This is a genomic window from Stenotrophomonas sp. 99219_Sma, assembly GCF_056480785.1.
This window is the reverse complement of record NZ_CM151117.1, coordinates 4,189,492-4,209,587: the sequence shown is the minus strand read 5'-3', so window position 1 is coordinate 4,209,587 and position 20,096 is coordinate 4,189,492. Positions and strand designations below refer to the sequence as shown.

Below are 20,096 nucleotides of genomic sequence, written 5' to 3'. Positions count from 1 at the left end.
GTGCGGCCCCCCACGGCAGCGGGGCGTGGATCATGCCTGCGGCTCCTGCAGCGAACCGTCGCGCAGTGCGCGCTGCTCGCGGCGGCGGGCCAGCCATTCGGAGAAGCGCTCCATATACAGGTAGATCACCGGCGTGGTGTACAGGGTCACCAGCTGCGACAGCAGCAGGCCACCGACGATGGCGATGCCCAGCGGGCGGCGCAGTTCCGAGCCGATGCCGGTGCCCAGCGCCAGCGGCAGTGCACCGAGCATGGCCGCGGCGGTGGTCATCATGATCGGGCGGAAGCGCAGCAGGCAGGCGCGGCGGATCGCTTCATGCGCGTTGGCGCCGGCGCGGCGCGCCTCGATCGCGAAGTCCACCATCATGATGCCGTTCTTCTTGACGATGCCGATCAGCAGCACGATGCCGACGATGCCATCCACCGACAGGCTCAGCCCGCACAGCATCAGTGCCAGCAGCGCGCCGACACCGGCCGGCGGCAGCGTGGAGATGATCGTGATCGGGTGAATGTAGCTCTCGTAGAGCACGCCCAGCACGATGTAGATCACCACCAGCGAGGCCAGCAGCAGCCACACCACATCGGTCTGGCTGCCGGTGAATTCGGCGGCCTTGCCGATGAATTCGGCATGCAGGTGGGTGGGCATGTCCAGGCTGTCCTTGGTCTCCTGGATTGCACGCACGGCGTCGGACAGCGAATAGCCCGGCGCCACGTTGAACGAGACCGTCACTGCCGGTAGCTGCTGCTGATGGCTGACCAGCAGCGGCGCGCTGCTGACCTTGCCTTCGGCCAGCGCCGACAGCGGGATGATGTTGCCGGCGCCGACGGTGATGCCGGTGTTCTGCGCGCCGATGCCGGTAGCCGTCGATGAGTTCGACGAGGTGACCTGGCCGAAACTGGTGGCATTGGTGCCGGTCAGTGCACCGGCACCATTGGAGGCAACGGCCAGCTGTTCCATCAGCGCGGTGCTGGTGCGGAACTCCGGCGCCACTTCCAGCACAACCCGATACTGGTTGAGTTCGGTGAAGATGGTCGAGATCTGGCGCTGGCCGAACGCATCGTAGAGGGTGTCGTCGATGGTCTGCATCGGCACGCCCAGCACGCTGGCCTTGTCGCGGTCGATGTTCAGTTCAAGCGCGCGGCCCTGGTTGGACAGGTTGTTGTCGACGTCGGCCAGTTCCGGGCGCTTGCGCAGCGCTTCGGTCAGGCGTGTGGCCTGGGTGGCCACGGTCGCCGGATCGACGTCCGACAGCGAGTACTGGTACTCGGTGGCGGCCACGCGGGTATCCAGGGTCACGTCCTGCACCGGCTTCAGGTACAGCGCGACACCTGGAATGCCGGCGACGGCCTTCTGCAGGCGCGGCAGGATCTTGTCCAGGCCGTCGCGCTCGCCGCGTTCCTTCAGCACGATCGACAGCTGGCCCTGGTTGAGCGTGGGGTTCATGCTGCCCGCGCCGATGAAGGCTGACACGCCGGTCACGTCCGGGTCCTGGCGCAGCGCTTCGGCCACCTGCTTGGTGCGCTGCTCCATCTGCGGGAAGGCGATGTTCTGGTCAGCCTGGACCACGCCGGTGATCAGGCCGGTGTCCTGTTCGGGCAGCAGGCCCTTGGGAATCAGCACGTACAGCAGCACGGTCAGCACCAGTGCGCCGCCGGCCACGGCCAGGGTCAGGCGCTGGTGGTCCAGCACCCAGTCCAGGCTGCGCTCGTACAGGCCGACGGTGCGCGTCCACAGGTTCTGCTTGCCGGCCGCCGCCGCGCGCTCATGCGCGTCCTCGCCTTCGGGCAGGGCGTCGGGCTTGAGCAGGTAGGCACACATCATCGGGGTCAGCGTCAGCGAGATCAGCATCGACAGCACGACGGCGATGCTCAGCACCCACGCGAACTCGTGGAACAGGCGGCCGGTGACGCCGGGCATCAGCAGCAGCGGCAGGAACACCGCCACCAGCGAAACGGTCAGCGACAGCACGGTGAAGCCGATCTGGCGCGCACCGATTTCGGCCGCTTCCTTGCCACTCTTGCCCTGCTCGATGTAACGCACGATGTTCTCGATCATCACGATCGCATCGTCGACCACGAAGCCGGTGGCCACCACCAGCGCCATCAGCGAGAGGTTGTCCAGCGACATGCCGGCAAAGGCCATCACCGCGAAGGTGCCGGCCAGCGACAACGGCACCGCCACCGAGGGAATGATCGTGGCCCACAGGCGGCGCAGGAACACGAAGATCACCGCCACCACCAGGCCGATGGTCAGGATCAGGGTGAACTGCACCTCATGCACCGAGGCGCGGATGGTCTCGGTACGGTCGTTGAAGATCTCCAGGTGCACGTCGGCTGGCAGCACGCCCTGCAGCTGCGGCAGGATCGCGCGGATGCGCTCGACGGTCTGCACGATGTTGGCGCCGGGCTGGCGGCGCACTTCCAGCAGCACCGCCGGCTTGCCATCGGCCCAGGCGGCCAGCTGGTCGTTCTCCACGCCATCAACCACTTCGGCCACGTCGGACAAACGCACGGGACGTCCGTTCTTGTAGCTGATGATGGTGTCGCGGTACTCGGCGGCACTGGTGAGCTGGTCGTTGGTACCAATGCTGTAGGACTGGGTCTTGCCGTTCAGCGAACCCTTCGGCGCGTTGACGTTGGCCTGGGTCAGCGCGCTGCGCAGCTGTTCCAGGGTCAGGCCCATGTTCGACAGCTGCGCCGGATTGACCTGGATGCGCACGGCCGGGCGCACGTTGCCGGCGATCGAGACCAGGCCCACGCCCTGCACCTGCGACAGTCGCTGGGCCAGGATCGAGTCGGCGTAGTTGTTGACGTCGCGCAGCGGGCGCGTGTCAGAGGTCAGTTTCAGGGTGACGATGGCCGCGTCGGCCGGATTCACCCGGTTGTAGACCGGCTGGTAGGGCAGCGACGAGGGCAGGGTGGCCTGGCGGATCGCCGCCTGCACGTCCTGCGCGGCAATGTCGATGTTCCGGTCCATCGAGAACTGCAGGATGATCGTGGACAACCCGGCCGACGAGTCGGAGGTCATCAGCTCCAGCCCGGAGATCTGCCCGAACTGGCGCTCCAGCGGCGTGGTGACCAGCGAGGCCATGGTGGTGGCGTTGGCGCCGGGGTACTGGGTGGTGACCACCAGGCTGGGCGCATCGATTTCCGGCAGCGCCGACACCGGCAGCTTGCGGTAACCGAGGATGCCCAGCAGCAACAGGCCCGCCATCAGCAGCGAGGTGGCGATGGGGCGGCGGATGAAGATCGTCGAAAAGCCCACGGACTGATCCTTGCTGGCACTTCAATGTCGGCGCCGGCAGGCTTGCCGGCGCGAGGGAGGTCGGTAGCCTGCGCTCAGCGCGGGCCGCCGCCACGACGGCCACCGCCGCCGTTCTTCTGCTCGGCGGCCTTCAGCTCGGCTTCGGTCGGCACCGCCGGGGTTTCGCCCGGCTTCAGCGCGGTGACCTTGCTGCCCGGCTTCAAGCGGAACTGGCCTTCACTGACCACCCGCTCGCCGCCCTTCAGGCCCTCGGCGATCTGCACCTGGCTGTCACCCACTTCCACGCCACTGCGCACGGTCTGCATCTTCACCGTGTTGTCGCCCTGCACCACATAGACGTACTCGCCGTCCGGGCCACGCAGTACGGCCTGGGTCGGAACGACCACGCCACCGGCAATCGTGCGCAGCTGCATGCGCACGTTGACGAACTGGCCCGGCCACAGGCCGTTGTCGGTGTTGTCGAAGATCGCGCGCGCCTTGAACGTGCCGCTGTCGGCACTGATCAGGTTGTCGACCACGTCAAGCTTGCCGTCGCCGGACAGCACGTGCGAATCGGCGCGGTCCAGTGCCGCGACGGGTACCGCACCGGCGGCCTGCGCCTGGCGCACATCGCCGAGCTGGCGCTCGGGCAGGTTGAACAGCACGTGGATCGGATGGATCTGGGTCAGCGTGACCAGCGCGGTGCCGGCGTTGACCACGTTGCCGGCGTCGACCGCGCGGATGCCGGCGATGCCGGTGATCGGCGCGGTGACCTTGGTGTACTGCAGCTGCACCTGCGCCGAGCGCATGCTGGCCTCGTTCGCCGCGACTGCGCTTTCGTACTGTGCCACTTGGTTTCGCTGTGTATCCAGATCGGTCTTGGCGACGAACTGGCGATACTCCGGCGCGTTCGAGCGCTGGTAGTTGGAACGCGCGGTGGCCAGCAGCGCCTCGTTCTGGCGCTTGGAGGCCACGGCCTGGTCATAGCTGGCCTGGGCGGTGCGCGGGTCGATCACCGCCAGCACATCGCCCTTCTTCACTTCCTGGCCTTCGCGGAAATTCAGGCTCATCAGCTGGCCGCCAACCTGCGGGCTGACGGTGACGGTGTTCATTGCGGTCACCGTACCCAGCGCGCTGGCATAGACCGGCACGTCCTGGCGTGCCGCATCCACCACGGTCACCGGCACCGGGCCGGCATCCGGGTCTTCACCGCCCTGGCGCGCAGCTGCCGCCGGGCCACCGGCCTTGTCCTTGCCCCCGCCGAGTACGCGCAGGCCGACCACGGCCAGCACCAGTACCGCCACGACCAGCAGCACGATCTTCCAAACACGTGACATTCAAGGACTCCAAGAGGGCTGGACGGGGCACGGCCCCGGTTGGCAATGCGCAAAGCATACCTGCGCCACATCACGTTTCCTGCATGACGGATGGGACGGGCGCTAAGACCGGATCCGGCCGCGGAGGTTCCCGTAGCGGCGGTGTTGCCCTACATTCAGCTGGAACCCCCTGCCGTGGAGATCGTGATGCGCCGTTCGTTGCTGCTGTCCGCCCTGCTGCTGGCCTTGCCGGCTCTTGCCCACGCCCAGGACGGGCAGCGCCCGGAGGTGACCGCTGCCGCCCAGCGGCTGCAGGCCAAGGTGGTGGAATGGCGGCGCGATTTCCACCAGCACCCGGAACTGTCTAACCGTGAGGTGCGCACCTCGGCCGAGGTCGCCAAGCGCCTGCGTGCGATGGGCCTGAAGCCGAAGATCGGCATCGCCCACCACGGCGTGGTGGCGATCATCGAAGGCGGCAAGCCCGGGCCGAAGATCGCCCTGCGCGCGGACATGGACGCGCTGCCGGTGACCGAACAGACCGGCCTGCCGTTCGCCTCGAAAGCCACCGACCAGTACCGCGGGCAGACCGTGGGCGTGATGCATGCCTGCGGCCATGACGCGCACACCGCCACCCTGCTCGGCGTGGCCGAGGCACTGGTGTCGATGAAGAAGGATCTGCCGGGCCAGGTGATGCTGATCTTCCAGCCGGCCGAAGAGGGTGCACCGCCGCCGGAAGAGGGTGGTGCTGCCCTGATGCTGAAGGAAGGACTGTTTGCTGACTTCAAGCCGGAAGCCGTGTTTGGCCTGCATGTGTTCTCCAGCGTGCAGGCCGGGCAGATCGCCGTGCGTGGTGGTCCGCTGATGGCCGCCTCGGATCGTTTCGGAATCAAGGTGATCGGTCGCCAGACGCATGGCTCGGCGCCGTGGAATGGTGTTGATCCGATCGTGGCCACCGCTGACCTGGTCGGCACGGCGCAGACCATCGTCAGCCGCCGCGCGAACCTGTCCAAGCAGCCGGCGGTGCTGACCTTCGGCGCGATCAACGGGGGCATCCGCTACAACATCATTCCGGATGAAGTGGAAATGGTCGGCACCATCCGTACCTTCGACGAAGGCATGCGGCAGCAGATCTTCGCCGACCTGCGCAATGTGGCCGAGCACACCGCCGCCGCGCACGGTGCCAAGGCGGTGACGGACATCTACGAGTCGGAGGGCAATCCGGCCACGGTGAACGACCCGGCGCTGACCGCGAAGATGCTGCCGAGCCTGCAGGCAGTGGTGGGCAAGGACAACGTGTACGAGCCACCGCTGCAGATGGGTGCGGAGGATTTCTCGCTGTACGCGAAGGAAGTGCCGGGGATGTTCTTCTTCGTCGGTTCGACCAGCGTGGGCATCGACCCGGCGACGGCACCGGCGAATCATTCACCGAAGTTCCTGCTGGATGAGAAGGCGCTGGATGTGGGACTGCGCGCGCTGCTGCAGGTGAGCCTGGATTACTTGAACGGTGCCGGCACTCCTGCGGGGTGAGGGTTTCCGGCAGGGCTTGCAGCCCTGGGTACGCGACATCGCATGCGCGCTGTCGCTCCCACAGTTCGCTGCGCGAACCGTGGGCCCCCCTTACCAGCTTCCAGACCCCCGCCGCTTCGCGGCCGCCCCCTGACTCAGGGGGCTTTCCTCCAGACCCGATCCCGTGGCTTGCCGGTAGATCCACGCCATGCGTGGATGGCAGACATCGAAAATGTCCGAAGGATCGGATTTTGATTTTGATTTTCTGATCTTTCCCGTGGTGGATCGGCGGCAGAAATGTGTCCGGGGGCCGGGCGGATGGGGCTGGCGGGGTATCCGCGCCATGGAAGGCGCGGCTAAGCCTCCAGGGACGGATTCACGGCGTCCCCGCCAGCCCCATCCGCCCGGCCCACTCCCGGGAATCCAGGCTTTCGACGACCCAACACCCCACCACGGAGGGGCTCCGCCGTTGGCCGGCCCGGCCGAAGGCCCGCCGTCCGCGCGATACAATGCCCCCATGAACACCCCACAGGATTCCAGCCTCGGTCGCGAGGTCAGTTACCCGTCGCAGTACGATCCCGGCCTGCTGTTTCCCATCCCCCGCAGCGGTGCCCGCGCCGAGATCGGCCTCGACGACGCCGCGCTGCCGTTCGTCGGCCATGACCGCTGGCATGCCTTCGAGCTGAGCTGGCTCGACACGCGTGGCAAGCCGCAGGTCGCCGTCGCCACCGTGCAGGTGCCGTGCACCTCGCCGCGGCTGATCGAATCTAAGTCGTTCAAGCTGTACCTGAATTCCCTCAACAGCACCCGTATCGACAGCGCCGAGGCACTGCGCGCGCGCATCGTCGACGACCTGTCAGCCTGCGCCGGTGCGCCGGTCCAGGTCGAGTTCGGCCTGCCGGGCCTGCGTGAGACGCCGCTCGGTGAATCCATCGACGGACTGGACGTGGAGATCGACTGCTACGGTCCGCCGCAGGCGGACTTTCTGACTGCCGACGCGGGCGAGGTGGTGGAGGAGACCCTGGTCTCGTCGCTGCTGAAGTCCAACTGCCCGGTCACCGGCCAGCCGGACTGGGCAACGGTCAGCCTGCGTTACCGTGGGCCGAAGATCGACCGCGCGGGCCTGCTGCGCTACCTGGTCAGCTACCGCGAGCACGCCGAGTTCCACGAGCAGTGCGTTGAGCGGATCTTCAGCGAAGTGTCCGCCCGCTGCCAGCCGCAGTGGCTGGAAGTGGAGGCCCGCTATACCCGTCGTGGTGGCCTGGACATCAATCCCTGGCGCGCCAGCCCCGGCATCGCTGCCCCGGCCGCGACCTACCGCGAACTGCGGCAATAACCGCCGCAGACGGTTACGGGTAGTGCCGGCCGCTGGCCGGCAACCGCAGGGAACCCGCATCCAGGGCCAGGGCAAGCCGGCCAGCGGCCGGCACTACCGGGCACCGTCTCTCCCGATTGTTCAGCCGCCCCCGGGGGCGGCTTCACATCTGCACCATCCCCATTTAACAACCGCCATGGCAACGTGCGAACCACGTAGTCATGCAGACGGGAGTTGTGGATGAGTACCGAGAAGAAAGCCGATTTCTCCGGCGTCAGTGGCAGCGTCGACAGTACCGCCGAGCAGGTGCCGAAGGCGGACTTCTCCGGCGTCAGCGCTTCGGTGGACAGCACCGCAGACGTCGTCAGCGGCGGCACCTACACCGTGCAGAAGGGTGACTCGTTGTCGAAGATCGCCAAGCAGCATCTGGGCGACGCCAATGCCTGGAGGAAGATCTTCGAAGCCAATCGCGATGTGCTTGACGACCCGGACAAGATCTTCCCGGGCCAGACCCTGAAACTGCCGCCGAAGTAAACGGCGATCGAACGCCGTCCGACAATCCCTGGGAGGAACCCCGAATGATCAAGACCACCCCGCTCCAGACCGCCCTGATCGCCGCCCTGCTGGGCAGCGTTGCCCTGGTCGGTTGCAAGAAGAAAGAAGAGTCGACCGACAGCAACGCCGCCCCGGCAGCGACCGCTCCGGCCGAACCGGCAGCACCGGCGCCGATGACCGGCGCACCGCCGCCGATGGCAGAAGCTGCTGCCGTCAGCGTCTTGGCCGTCACCGTCGGCAAGACCGCAGCCGCCGACAAGTCGGTTGCAACGACGGCATTGTTCGCACCGAAGGATGACGTCATCGTCTCGGTCAAGACCGACGGTGCCGCCAACAACGTCACCGTTGGCGCGAAGCTGACCTACCAGGACGGCCAGGTGGCCGGCGAACAGAACGCCACCCTGAACACCAGTGGTGCGGAAACCACCAACGTCACGTTCAAGAATGCAAAGGGCTGGCCGGCCGGCAAGTACCGCGCCGAAGTCACCGTCGATGGCAAGGCGGCCGGAACGCCGCAGGAGTTCGAGGTCAAGTAAGTCCTGCCGACTCTCTCCCGGCAGGGCTCACGATGGACGCAGCCGCGAGGCTGCGTCCTTTTTTGTTGGGCGACGGTTGGCGCTATCCACGCATGGCGTGGATCTACTGACAACCGGGCCGTGCTTCATCCACACCGTGCGTGGATGGATCACAGCGTTGCCGGCACGCCCCCCCCCCCCGCCCCGCCCCCCCCCCCCCCCCCCGAAAACCCCCCAACCCGGGGGGTTCCCCCCCCCCCCCCCCCCTTCCCGCCCCGGGGGAAAGCGACACGGTTGCACGTGGCCCGGCGCTGGCGCCGGCCTTCCCCTGAGCATTGCTACAGAGTCCAAGTCCCCCATGTCCAAGATCCTCTACACGCTGACCGACGAAGCACCGTTCCTGGCCACCCAGTCGCTGCTGCCGATCGTTGGTGCCTACACCGCCACTGCCGGCATCGTGGTGGAAACCCGTGACATCTCGCTGTCCGGCCGCATCCTGTCGCTGTTCCCGGAACTGCTCAGCGACGCGCAGAAGGTCAGCGACGATCTGGCCGAGCTGGGCCAGCTGGCGACCACGCCGGACGCCAACATCATCAAGCTGCCGAACATCTCCGCCTCGGTGCCGCAGCTGAAGGCGGCCATCAAGGAACTGCAGGACCAGGGCTATCCGCTGCCGGATTACCCGGAAACCCCGGCCGACGACCAGCAGCGCGACTACAAGGCGCGCTATGACAAGGTCAAGGGCAGCGCGGTGAACCCGGTGCTGCGCGAAGGCAATTCGGACCGCCGCGCGCCGCTGTCGGTGAAGAACTACGCGCGCAAGCACCCGCACCGCATGGGTGCCTGGGCGCCGGATTCGAAGTCGCACGTCGCGCACATGGCCGCCGGTGACTTCTACGGCAGCGAGAAGTCGGCCACCCTGGCCAACGCCGGTGCGCTGAAGATCACCTTCCACGGCAACGACGGCAGCACCGTCGTGCTGAAGGAAAAGACCGCAGTGAAGGCGGGCGAGATCGTCGATGCCGCCGTCATGAGCCGCAAGGCACTGGCCGCCTTCATCGGCGAGCAGATCGCCGACGCCAAGGCCCAGGGCGTGCTGTTCTCGCTGCACCTGAAGGCGACCATGATGAAGGTCTCCGATCCGATCATGTTCGGCGTGGCGGTCAACGAGTTCTACAAGGACGTGCTGGCCAAGCATGCCGACGTGCTCAAGCAGGCGGGTTTCGATGCCAACAACGGCATCGGTGACCTGGCTGCGCGCCTGCCGTCGTTGCCTGAAGCCACCCGTGCGGCGATCGAAGCCGACCTGGCGGCCGAGTACGCGCAGCGCCCGGGCGTGGCCATGGTCAACTCGGACAAGGGCATCACCAACCTGCACGTGCCGAGCGACGTGATCGTCGACGCCTCGATGCCGGCGATGATCCGCGACTCCGGCAAGATGTGGAACGCCGAAGGCAAGCTGCAGGACACCAAGGCGGTCATTCCGGACCGCTGCTACGCCGGCGTGTACCAGGCCGTCATCGACGACTGCAAGGCGCACGGCGCCTTCGACCCGGCCACCATGGGTTCGGTGCCGAACGTCGGCCTGATGGCACAGAAGGCCGAAGAGTACGGCTCGCACGACAAGACCTTCCAGATCGCCGCCGACGGCGTGGTCAAGGTCACCGACGATGCCGGCACCGTGGTGTTCGAGCACGCCGTGGAAGCCGGTGACATCTGGCGCATGTGCCAGACCAAGGACGCGCCGATCCAGGACTGGGTCAAGCTGGCCGTCGAACGCGCCCGCCTGAGCAGCACCCCGGCCGTGTTCTGGCTCGATGCCGCCCGCGCCCACGACGCGCAGGTCATCGCCAAGGTCGAGCAGTACCTGAAGAACCACGACACCAGCGGCCTGGATATCCGCATCCTTCCGCCGGTGGAAGCCACCGCGTTCTCGCTGGACCGCATCCGCAAGGGCGAGGACACCATCTCGGTGACCGGAAACGTGCTGCGCGACTACCTGACCGACCTGTTCCCGATCATGGAGCTGGGCACCAGCGCCAAGATGCTGTCGATCGTGCCGCTGATGGCCGGTGGCGGCCTGTTCGAGACCGGCGCCGGTGGTTCGGCCCCGAAGCACGTGCAGCAGTTTGTTGAAGAGGACTACCTGCGCTGGGATTCGCTGGGTGAGTTCCTGGCCCTGGCCGCGTCGCTGGAACACCTGGGCAACCGCTACGACAACGCCGCGGCCCGTGTGCTGGCCAAGGCGCTGGACGAAGCCAACGGCCAGTTCCTGGACAACGACAAGTCGCCGTCGCGCAAGCTGGGTGGCATCGACAACCGTGGCAGCCACTTCTACATCGCGCTGTACTGGGCCCAGGCCCTGGCCGCGCAGGACGAGGACGCCGCACTGAAGGCGCGCTTCGCCCCGCTGGCCAAGGCGCTGACCGACAACGAGCAGAAGATCGTCGAAGAGCTGATCGCAGTGCAGGGCAAGGCCGTGGACATCGGCGGCTACTATCGCCCGGACGTGGCCAAGGCCAGCAAGGCGATGCGCCCGAGCGCGACCTTCAACGCCGCGCTGGAGCAGCTGCGCGGCTGATCCATCGCCGCTCGGCCGTGACACCGGAACCCGCGCTTCGGCGCGGGTTTCTTTTTTGGCCAGGCGATGAAACCGTGACATCCGTCGGCTGTCGGAATGCCGTCAAAGGGGCATGAAACTTGCCCGCGATGGCCGTCGCAGAAACGATAGGAGGCAGTCTGCAACCGCCTTCAATCTGAGCAGTCGATCACGACGGCTGCCGCTGGCGATGCCCTAGCCTTGGCGACGCGAGACCACCGGGGAGGTGGTCGCTCGGGGAACACGGATGGCACGCGTGCTGGTAGTGGGAACCGACATCCAGGGCGAGCAGGCCCTGCTGCAACGGCTGCGCCTGGCGTCGGCACTGCCGGATGGCCAGATCCGCCGCAGCCAGGATCTGGACGATTGCGACCTGCTGGTCATCCGCGATACCCCTGCACTGCGCAACGCGGCCCAGCGCATGCGCCAGCAACGCCCGCGATTGCAGTGCTGGATCGAGGATATCGGCGGCCAGCTGCGTGACGGCGACGGGCACCAGGACGTGCTTGACGATGGTGCCATCGGCCGCGCGCTGCGCCGCATGCAGTTGGCACCGGAGCCCATGGCCATGCACGCACCCGCACCGATCCGTCTTGCCGATGGTGCACACGCCATCACCCGCCTGCTGCGCGAGCGGCTGCCGCTGCGACAGGGGCAGGCACTGTTGAGTGATGCGAGCGGGCCTCTGCTGCTGATGGATCTGGAGCACGACCAGGCCGTGCTGCTGCAGGAACCGGCTGCGGCGCTGGTGGAGCGTCTGGCCGATGCCTTCGAACACCTGCAACTGGATGCGCTGACACCCGCACGCCTGCAGGCGCTGGCCGGTGAGCGGCCACGCCAGCCACTGCGACCGCTGCTGTGGCAGTGGGCACAGCGCAGCCGCCATTGGCAGGCATTGGACGAACGCCTGCGTGGCGCTTCAGTGAAGCTGCTGCGCTGGCCGGACTTCCGCGTACTGGGCCACGACCATGATGGCTTCCGCCTGTGTTCGCTGCTGCTCAAGCGCGCGTGCACGGTTGACGAGTGCGTGATGCTGCTCGAGTTGCCGGCTGCGGCGGTGCGCGATTTCATCCATGCCGCCTACCTGTGCGGCTACGCGCAGCTGCAGACTGCATCGGCGACGCCGCTGATGGCGACAGGTGGCACCCGCACCGACAACGGCCTGCTTGCCCGCCTGTGGCGGCACCTGCGCGGGAGCGAACGCAATGCGTGAGCACAAGGTGGTGGTGCTGGGCGGCATGGGCAGCGGCAAGTCGACCCTGGTACGCAGCATCGCGGTTGGCGCGGTGGTCGACACGGATGTGGCCAACAGTGATCGCCTTGGCGCCGACAAGGCGTCCACCACCGTGGCGCTGGACTACGCAGACATCGATCTGCCCAATGGCGAACGCCTGCGGTTGTACGGAACACCCGGCCAGCAGCGTTTCGATTTCCTGTGGCCGATCCTGCTGCAGGGCGCGCGTGGCGCGGTGCTGCTGCTGGATGCGCGTCGTGCCGGCATGGCCACCGAGCTGGAGGACTACCTGCAGGTGCTGCAGCCGTTCGCATCATCCTTGGCACTGGTGGTGGCGGTCACCCACCTGGACCAGGCACCGCAGGCCGCACTGGATGACTGGGCCGCCCGTGCCAGCCTTGACGACCATCCACTGCCGCTGCTGGCCGTGGATGCCCGCGACCGCGAACAGGGACTGTTGCTGATGGATGTGTTGATGAGCGAAATGGAAGCGCACGCACTGGTGGCGGCGCATGGCTGACGGGCAGATGGCGGTACTGCCCGATGCCGGTCAGCGTGAGCGCCTGCAGCCGCTGCTGCAGGACCTGCAGCAGCGCGTGGAAGGCGTGCGCACGGTGGTGCTGGCCAGTGTCGATGGCTTCGCCCTGGTCAGTGCCGGGGCCGAAGGGCGCGGCGAACGGCTGGCGGCGATGACCAGCGCGATGCTGGCGCTGGCCGCGGCAGTTGGCCGCGAACTGCTGCTGGGCGATCTGCAGACGCTGATGCTGGAGGCCGCGGGCGGCAAAGTGCTGATGCTGGCGATCCAGGCCGAAGGGCGCGCACCGCTGCTGCTGATGGCGGCCTGCGACCAGCGCAGCGTGATCGGCCAGGTGCTGTGGCAGAGCAGGGAATGTGGCCAGGCGATCCTGGCCGAACTCGGCGGATCGTGAGCCCGGCCGCAGGGGAACGAGGGGCTCGAACCAACATCGACAAGGGGTGCGACGTGGCTGGATTGAATGAATCGTTGAACGCACTGATGGGCATCGACGGCGCGCAGGCAGTGGCGCTGGTCGACTACGAAAGCGGCATGCTGCTGGGCGAAGCCGGTGCCGGCATGGACATGGAAGTGGCCGCCGCCGGCAACACTGAGGTGATCCGCGCCAAGATGAAGACCGCCGCGTCGCTGAACCTCAACGACAGCATCGAGGACATCCTGATCTCGCTGGGCAAGGCGTACCACATCATGCGCCCGGTGGCGAAGAAGAAGGGCCTGTTCTTCTACATCGTGCTGGACCGGACCAAATCCAACCTGGCGCTGGCGCGGCGCAAGGTGCAGGACGTAGAGGCCGAACTGGCGATCTGAGCCACCGGCGCGTTGTAGAGTCGAGCTTGCTCGACTGCTTCTGCCCCTGCCTTCTGTAGAGTCGAGCCGTGCTCGACTTCGGCCAAAAGCAGTCGAGCATGGCTCGACTCTACACAAGCCACCCCACGCCAGCGTATGGTGAAGCCGGTCCTCCCGGATGAGCCCTGCATGTCCACGCCTGACATCGTTGCCGAGCTGGCGCCGCGTATCGCCGGTGCCATCCGCGATGGTTTCGAGCAGTACCATGCCCGCTTCGCGGCGATCACCGCGCGGGCGCGGCAGCGCTTCGAGCAGCGCGATTGGGCTGGTGCGCGACAGGATGCGGTCGAGCGCATCGCCCTGTACGACCTGTGCATCGCCGAGCAGATGGATGCGTTGCGCCGCCTCGCCGGTGACGCGATCGGCGAGCGTGCGCTGTGGCTGCAGGTGCACGCGCAGTACAGCGGGCTGCTGCAGGGCCTGATCGACGCCGAGCTGTACAAGACCTTCTACAACACGCTGTCGCGGCGCCTGTTCGCTACCCGCGGCGTGGACCCGGCGCTGGAATTCATTGCTTTCGACGTCGAGCCCTCCGATGCAATCACCCATCCTGTCGCGCGGCATACCTACGCGGTCTCGCCGACGCGGCCGGTGGAGGCCCTGCAACGCGTGCTGGCCGACTACCGTTTCGACATCCCCTATGCGCACCAGCTGCGCTGTGCGGCGGCCATCGCCGTGCGCCTGCAGGACGACCTCGCCCATTGGGGGGACACGCCGGTACGCAGCATCGAACTGCTCGACACGGTGTTCTACCGCGAGCGCCGCGCTTACCTGGTTGGCCGCGTGTTCGGCGAGCATCGCTTTTCGCCATGCGTGATTGCCCTGGTCAACGATGCGCGCGGCCTGCGTGCCGATGCGGTACTGACCCGGCGCCGCGATGTCGCCCATCTGTTTGGCGTGTCGCGCAGCTACTTCCAGGCTGACCTGGGTACGGTGGGCGACGCGGTGGTGTTCCTGCGCAGCCTGCTGCCGGGCAAGCCGATCGACGAGATCTACACGGTGCTGGGACGTGCCAAGCAGGGCAAGACCGAGCGCTACCGAACCTTCTTCCGCCACTTCAACGAGCATCCGCAGGAACGGCTGGTGCATGCCGAAGGCACGCCGGGCATGGTCATGGCGGTGTTCACCCTGCCCAGTTATCCATTGGTGTTCAAGCTGATCCGCGACCGTTTCGCCTGGCCCAAGGCAATGTCGCGGCAGCAGGTGGAAGAGAAGTACGCGCTGGTGTTCAATCTCGATCGTGTCGGCCGCCTGCTTGATGCGCAGCCTTATCGCCACCTGCGTTTCCCGCGCGAGCGCTTCGCGCCGGCCCTGCTGGAAGAGCTGCTGCAGCAGTGCGCGCAGAGCGTACGTGTCGATGGCGACGAGGTCGAAGTCGCACTGTGCTATGTGCAACGTCGTTTCCGTCCTTTGAACCTGTACCTGCGCGAGCAGTCCGGCGAGGCGGTGCGCGCGGCGGTGCTCGACTACGCGCAGGCGATCACCGACATGGCGCGCAACAACATCTTCCCCGGCGACATGCTGCCGAAGAACTTCGGTGTGTCACGGCACGGCCGGGCCGTGTTCTATGACTATGACGAGCTGTGCCTGGTCAGCGACTGCGTGTTCCGCGCCTGGCCGCAGCCACGCACGCCGGAGGAAGCGATGGCCGACGAGCCGTGGTTCCATGTCGGCCCGCGCGACGTGTTTCCCGAGCGCTTCGGTCCGTTCATGGGCCTGCCTGCTGCGGAGCTGGCAGCCGTGCGCGAGCACTACCGGCACCTGTTCGACCCGGGCTGGTGGCAGGGCCTGCAGGAACGCTTCGCCCGGGGTGATTATCCGGACACGCCGCCCTACGCGGGCGCACACCGGCTGGCGTGAACCGGCTGGCGTGAACCGGCTGTCATGGCGGCTGGGACTGGGATAGGCTCGCCGTTCATCACCAAGGATCCGGCAATGATGCGTTCCCCACTGTTTCTCGCCCTCGCGCTGGCCGTAGGTGCCGGCGCCCCCCTGCTTGCAGGCGATGCCACTGCGCAGACCGCACGTGCTGTACGTGCGACTGCGGAAATGAGCATGGTGCTGTCCGGTCATATCGAGGTCACGCCGGAGGGAGCGGTCCGTTCGCTGGTGCTGGACCAGAAAGCCATGGTGGCCCCGAGCATCGCCTCCTTCGTGGAAGGCACCATCGGTGGCTGGCGCTTCGAGCCCACGCTGCGCGATGGCCAGGCGGTGGCTACGCGGGCCCCTTTGCGCGTTCGCCTGCGCGGCAAGGCTGCGGCCGATGGCGGTTATGAAATCAGCATGACCAGTGTCGACTTCAGCGAGTACGATCCGAAGGCCACCGATTCGGTGACCCAGCTGCACATGACGCCGCCGCGCTACCCGGAAGCGGCCTACCGTAACGGTGGCCAGGGTGAGGTGCTGCTGTTGGTCAAGGTGGCCCGTGACGGAACGGTGGCCGATGTGGCCGCCGAGCAGGTGAACATGGCCGTGGTCGCACCTGAGCGGACCCTGGCGAAGATGCGCGACATCCTGGCCAGAGCCAGTGTCAGCACCGCCCGCACGTGGACCTTCAAGCCGCCGACCACCGGCGAGGACAGCACCCGGGACAGCTGGACGGTTCGCATCCCGGTGAACTTCGCCCTGAACAATGATCCCAATGCAGTGGCGGAACGCTATGGCCGCTGGCGCGCCTTCATTCCGGGGCCGCGGCAGACCGTCCCGTGGCGCGAGGCGGACCCGGTCGAGCAGGTCGGCAGCGATCTGCTGCCGGAAGGCGGCGTCTACATGGTGGACGGCGCCAAGCGCGGCCTGCGCCTGCTGACCCCGCTGGCGCAGGGCTGAGACCCGCTGCGGAGCCGGGCAGCCCGGCTCCGCGTCAGTCGGCGTACGGGTAGACCACCACCCGGTTGCGGCCCTGTTCCTTGGCCATGTACAGGGCCTTGTCGGCCAGCCGCAGCGCCTGTTCTGCGTCGACATGGAAGCTGGGGAAGTGGGCCACGCCCAGCGATACGGTGATGGTGCCGACCGGTTCGAACGGATGGTCGGCGATGTGCTGGCGCAGGCGTTCACCGGCCTGGCGGGCCGATTCAGTACTGATGCCCGGCAGCAGCAGCAGGAATTCCTCGCCGCCGGCGCGGCAGAGGATGTCGCTGTCGCGCGAGTAGCGGCGCATCTGGTCGGCGATGTGGACGATGGCGTTGTCGCCGACGTCATGCCCGTAACTGTCGTTGATCGACTTGAAGCGATCGATGTCCAACGCCAGGATCGCGAACGGAATGCCCTGCACCTGCAGCGCATCCAGCGCCTGCTGCAGCCCGCGGCGGTTGAGCAGGCCGGTCAGCGGGTCGGTGCGGCTGGCACGGTTGAGCGTGCCGATACGATCCTGCAGCGCATTGAAGCTGTGCAGCACCGCCTGTTTGAGCTGGGCGACCTCGAAGTACCAGGCGCGGATGCCGCTGACGTGGTTGATCGCGTTGCCGGTGTCCTCGCCGCCCTGCACGTTGCGCGCCAGTTGCCACAGCGGCATCGAAATGCGGCGCGCGAACCACCAGGTGACCAGCAGCGACAGCAGGCCGAGTGGAATCGCATTCCAGATCACTGCGGTCATCAACCGCGACAGCGGCTGCAGGGTGGCCTCGGTCGGGCGCTGCGCGATGATGCCCCAGCCGGTGGCCGCCACCGGTGCATAGCCGGCCAGCATCGACACGCCGCGGTTGTTGCGTACCTGCTGTGCGCCCCGTTCTCCGCGCACCACGGCCTTCACCGCCGGGTTGCCGACCACGTAGTCACCCACCCGCTTGCCATCGGCGTGGTACAGCAGGCGGCCATTGCGGTCCACCACGTACAGGTAGGAACCGTCGCGGTAGTAGTGCTTGCCCAGCAGCGTGTGCAGTGCACTGCGCTGGCGCAGGTACAGGGTGCCGCTGACATAGCCGCGATAGCGGCCCTGGCGGTCGAAGATCGGGTGCGACAGCGAGACCAGCAGCTTGCCGGTGGCCGACTGGTACGGGTCGCTGATCATCGGCTGGCGCGCCGCCAGTGCCGCGTTGTTGCCGACACTGTGCAGCACCTCACCCTGCAGCTGCAGGGTCTGCGGCGAGGTGGCGATCACCAGGCCGTCGGCGTCCACCACCAGTGAGGAGTTGAAGCTGCTGGACTGCAGCTGCAGGCGGCTGGCTTCATCCTGGGCCTGCTTCGGATCAAGGTCGTCCTCGCCCAGGCGGGTCGCGGCATAGGCCAGCTGCTGCTGCGCGGCCAGCAGGAAGTTCTGGGTGGTCTCGGCCAGCTTGGTGGCGTAGACGCGGTTGGCTTCCAGGGTGTTGCCGACCAGCTGGTCGCGCTGCACGCGGTAGCTGGCCAGCAGGGTATTGGCCAGCGCGATGATGGCGCTGAGCAGGGCCAGGGCGAGGATCAGCTTGCCCAGGTTGAGGCGGGGGGACAGCGTTCGCATGCGTCGACGGATCCGGCAGGAGGCTGGACCCGACCGGTTCTCCGGAAGGGGCGACAGCGGGAATCGGTGGCAGGGCCCACGGGGGCCGGGCAGGGTATCGCGCGGATTATCGCCAAAAGCGGGCGCGAGCGAAGTGAAGTGCGTCGCCCTGCAGGCAAAAAAAAACCTGCCGCAGCGAGCGGCAGGTTTCTTCTGATGCAGCGCCAGGGATCAGCGCTTCATCGAACCGAAGAACTCGTCGTTGGACTTGGTGTTCTTCATCTTGTCCAGCAGGAACTCCATCGCGGCCATTTCATCCATCGGATGCAGCAGCTTGCGCAGGATCCAGATCTTCTGCAGCAGCTCCGGTTCGATCAGCAGGTCTTCGCGGCGGGTGCCGGAACGGTTGATGTCGATGGCCGGGAACACGCGCTTTTCAGCGATACGGCGGCTCAGGTGCACTTCGCTGTTGCCGGTGCCCTTGAACTCTTCGTAGATCACCTCGTCCATCTTCGAGCCGGTGTCGACAAGCGCGGTGGCGATGATGGTCAGGCTGCCGCCTTCTTCCACGTTGCGCGCGGCACCGAAGAAGCGCTTCGGGCGGTGCAGGGCGTTGGCGTCGACACCACCGGTCAGCACCTTGCCCGAGCTCGGCACCACGTTGTTGTAGGCGCGGGCCAGGCGGGTGATCGAGTCGAGCAGGATCACCACGTCCTTCTTGTGCTCGACCAGGCGCTTGGCGCGCTCGATGACCATTTCGGCCACCTGCACGTGGCGCGCGGCCGGCTCGTCGAAGGTCGAGCTGATGACCTCGCCGCGCACGGTGCGCTGCATTTCGGTCACTTCTTCCGGGCGCTCGTCGATCAGCAGCACGATCAGGTGCACGTCCGGATGGTTGGTGGTGATGGCGGTGGCGACCTGCTGCATCATCATGGTCTTGCCGGCCTTCGGCTGCGACACGATGAGCGAGCGCTGGCCCTTGCCCTGCGGGGCCATCAGGTCGAGGATGCGGCCGGTGATGTCTTCCGACGAACCGTTGCCGCGCTCCAGGGTGAAGCGGCGGCGCGGGAACAGTGCGGTCAGGTTCTCGAACAGCACCTTGTTCTTCGACGCTTCGATCGGCTCGCCGTTGATGGTGTCGACGATGTTCAGCGCGAAGTAGCGCTCGCCGTCCTTCGGGAAGCGGATGCGGCCGGAGATGTGGTCGCCGGTGCGCAGGTTGAAGCGGCGGATCTGGCTGGGCGAGATGTAGGTGTCGTCCGGGCCGGCCAGGTAGCTGGCTTCAGCCGCGCGCAGGAAGCCGAAGCCGTCCGGCAGGATTTCCAGCACGCCATCGGCGGCAACGCCGTCACCGTGGCGGGTCAGCACCTTCAGCAGGGCGAAGATCACGTCCTGCTTGCGGGCACGGGCCACGCCTTCGGAGATCTGCAGCTGCTCGGCGATTTCCAGCAGCTTCTGTGCCGGCATGCGCTTGAGGTCGCTCAGCGAGTAGACCGGGAAGCCTTCGGGTACGTTGGCGTGCGGGCGCGGCACGAACGGCTGCTGCTCGCCGCCGTCGTTGGGCAGGCCATCGTCGCGGAAGCGGTTGTTGCGGTCACGGTCGCGGCGGTTGCGGAAGCGGTCACGGCGGTTGCCCTGACCTTGCCCCTGGCCCTGCTGGCCGTTCTGGTTGTACGGGTTCTGGCCCTGGTTCTGGCCGCCCCCCTGGTGGTTCTGCTGGCGCGGCTGGCCGGATTCGCGACCCTCACCGCCTTCGCCACCGCCACTGCTGGCAGGGGCCTCGGCGGCGGGCGCGCTCGGTGCAGGGGCCGCAGCCGGTGCCTCGGGCGCGGCGGCCAGCGGCAGGGTCGGCTGCGCCGGCGCGGCGCTGGTTTCGGCGGCTGCCGGAGCGGCGGCCTTGCTCACGCGGGGCTTGCGCACGCGCTTTTCGGCGGGCGCATCGGCGCTGCCGGTTTCGGAAGTGTTATCGGACAAGAGCGTTATTCCTCGCTTGAAGGTGCGAGCGCCCGGCTGGGGCG

Annotated in this window: 15 protein-coding genes; 11 read left to right on the top strand and 4 right to left on the bottom strand. The window is 67.1% G+C overall.

Going from position 1 to position 20,096, the window contains the following annotated elements; all coding sequences use genetic code 11:
- Window positions 1-30 precede the first annotated feature (30 nt).
- On the bottom strand, window positions 31-3,264 hold the full coding sequence (locus ACZK13_RS19175; RefSeq protein WP_180838249.1) for an efflux RND transporter permease subunit: 3,234 nt from the start codon (window positions 3,262-3,264) through the stop codon (window positions 31-33).
- A 74-nt stretch (window positions 3,265-3,338) separates the two neighbouring features.
- A complete protein-coding gene (locus ACZK13_RS19170; RefSeq protein WP_180838250.1) occupies window positions 3,339-4,580 on the bottom strand; it encodes an efflux RND transporter periplasmic adaptor subunit in 1,242 nt (413 codons plus the stop codon).
- A 186-nt stretch (window positions 4,581-4,766) separates the two neighbouring features.
- Here ACZK13_RS19170 and ACZK13_RS19165 point away from each other — a divergent pair, with 186 nt between their 5' ends.
- The 11 genes from ACZK13_RS19165 (at window position 4,767) to ACZK13_RS19115 (ending at window position 16,490) form a co-directional block, all read left to right on the top strand.
- Window positions 4,767-6,086: a M20 family metallopeptidase gene (locus ACZK13_RS19165; RefSeq protein ID WP_478482070.1), complete on the top strand. Its 1,320-nt coding sequence runs from the start codon at window positions 4,767-4,769 to the stop codon at window positions 6,084-6,086.
- A 496-nt stretch (window positions 6,087-6,582) separates the two neighbouring features.
- On the top strand, window positions 6,583-7,401 hold the full coding sequence (gene queF, locus ACZK13_RS19160; RefSeq protein WP_253144369.1) for an NADPH-dependent 7-cyano-7-deazaguanine reductase QueF: 819 nt from the start codon (window positions 6,583-6,585) through the stop codon (window positions 7,399-7,401).
- A gap of 219 nt (window positions 7,402-7,620) precedes the next feature.
- Entirely contained in the window at window positions 7,621-7,914 is a 294-nt protein-coding gene (locus ACZK13_RS19155) for a LysM peptidoglycan-binding domain-containing protein (protein ID WP_253144371.1), read from the top strand.
- A gap of 44 nt (window positions 7,915-7,958) precedes the next feature.
- Window positions 7,959-8,471, top strand: coding sequence for a hypothetical protein (locus tag ACZK13_RS19150; protein WP_253144374.1), 513 nt, complete (start codon window positions 7,959-7,961; stop codon window positions 8,469-8,471).
- A 337-nt stretch (window positions 8,472-8,808) separates the two neighbouring features.
- On the top strand, window positions 8,809-11,031 hold the full coding sequence (locus ACZK13_RS19145; RefSeq protein ID WP_253144375.1) for an NADP-dependent isocitrate dehydrogenase: 2,223 nt from the start codon (window positions 8,809-8,811) through the stop codon (window positions 11,029-11,031).
- Between the two features lie 265 nt (window positions 11,032-11,296).
- Window positions 11,297-12,262, top strand: coding sequence for a hypothetical protein (locus ACZK13_RS19140; RefSeq protein ID WP_125895949.1), 966 nt, complete (start codon window positions 11,297-11,299; stop codon window positions 12,260-12,262).
- Window positions 12,255-12,803, top strand: a complete 549-nt coding sequence (locus ACZK13_RS19135; protein WP_253144377.1) for a GTP-binding protein — start codon at window positions 12,255-12,257, stop codon at window positions 12,801-12,803. Before ACZK13_RS19140 ends, ACZK13_RS19135 begins: the two co-directional genes overlap by 8 nt.
- Window positions 12,796-13,212 carry a roadblock/LC7 domain-containing protein gene (locus ACZK13_RS19130; RefSeq protein ID WP_049401646.1) on the top strand — a complete coding sequence of 139 codons (417 nt, stop codon included), beginning with the start codon at window positions 12,796-12,798 and terminating at the stop codon, window positions 13,210-13,212. Before ACZK13_RS19135 ends, ACZK13_RS19130 begins: the two co-directional genes overlap by 8 nt.
- Window positions 13,213-13,265: 53 nt before the next feature.
- Window positions 13,266-13,625 carry a hypothetical protein gene (locus tag ACZK13_RS19125; protein WP_005419760.1) on the top strand — a complete coding sequence of 120 codons (360 nt, stop codon included), beginning with the start codon at window positions 13,266-13,268 and terminating at the stop codon, window positions 13,623-13,625.
- A gap of 168 nt (window positions 13,626-13,793) precedes the next feature.
- Window positions 13,794-15,524, top strand: coding sequence for a bifunctional isocitrate dehydrogenase kinase/phosphatase (gene aceK, locus ACZK13_RS19120; protein ID WP_071229347.1), 1,731 nt, complete (start codon window positions 13,794-13,796; stop codon window positions 15,522-15,524).
- 75 nt (window positions 15,525-15,599) lie between these two features.
- Window positions 15,600-16,490: an energy transducer TonB gene (locus ACZK13_RS19115; RefSeq protein WP_032130286.1), complete on the top strand. Its 891-nt coding sequence runs from the start codon at window positions 15,600-15,602 to the stop codon at window positions 16,488-16,490.
- A gap of 34 nt (window positions 16,491-16,524) precedes the next feature.
- Here the strand turns inward: ACZK13_RS19115 and ACZK13_RS19110 are convergent, their stop codons facing one another.
- Together ACZK13_RS19110 and rho are read right to left on the bottom strand one after the other, a co-directional pair.
- On the bottom strand, window positions 16,525-18,099 hold the full coding sequence (locus ACZK13_RS19110; RefSeq protein ID WP_032130287.1) for a sensor domain-containing diguanylate cyclase: 1,575 nt from the start codon (window positions 18,097-18,099) through the stop codon (window positions 16,525-16,527).
- Window positions 18,100-18,309: 210 nt separating this feature from the next.
- Window positions 18,310-20,052 (bottom strand): transcription termination factor Rho, encoded by a 1,743-nt coding sequence (gene rho, locus ACZK13_RS19105; RefSeq protein ID WP_029379723.1) that lies wholly within the window; start codon window positions 20,050-20,052, stop codon window positions 18,310-18,312.
- Window positions 20,053-20,096: the final 44 nt, after the last annotated feature.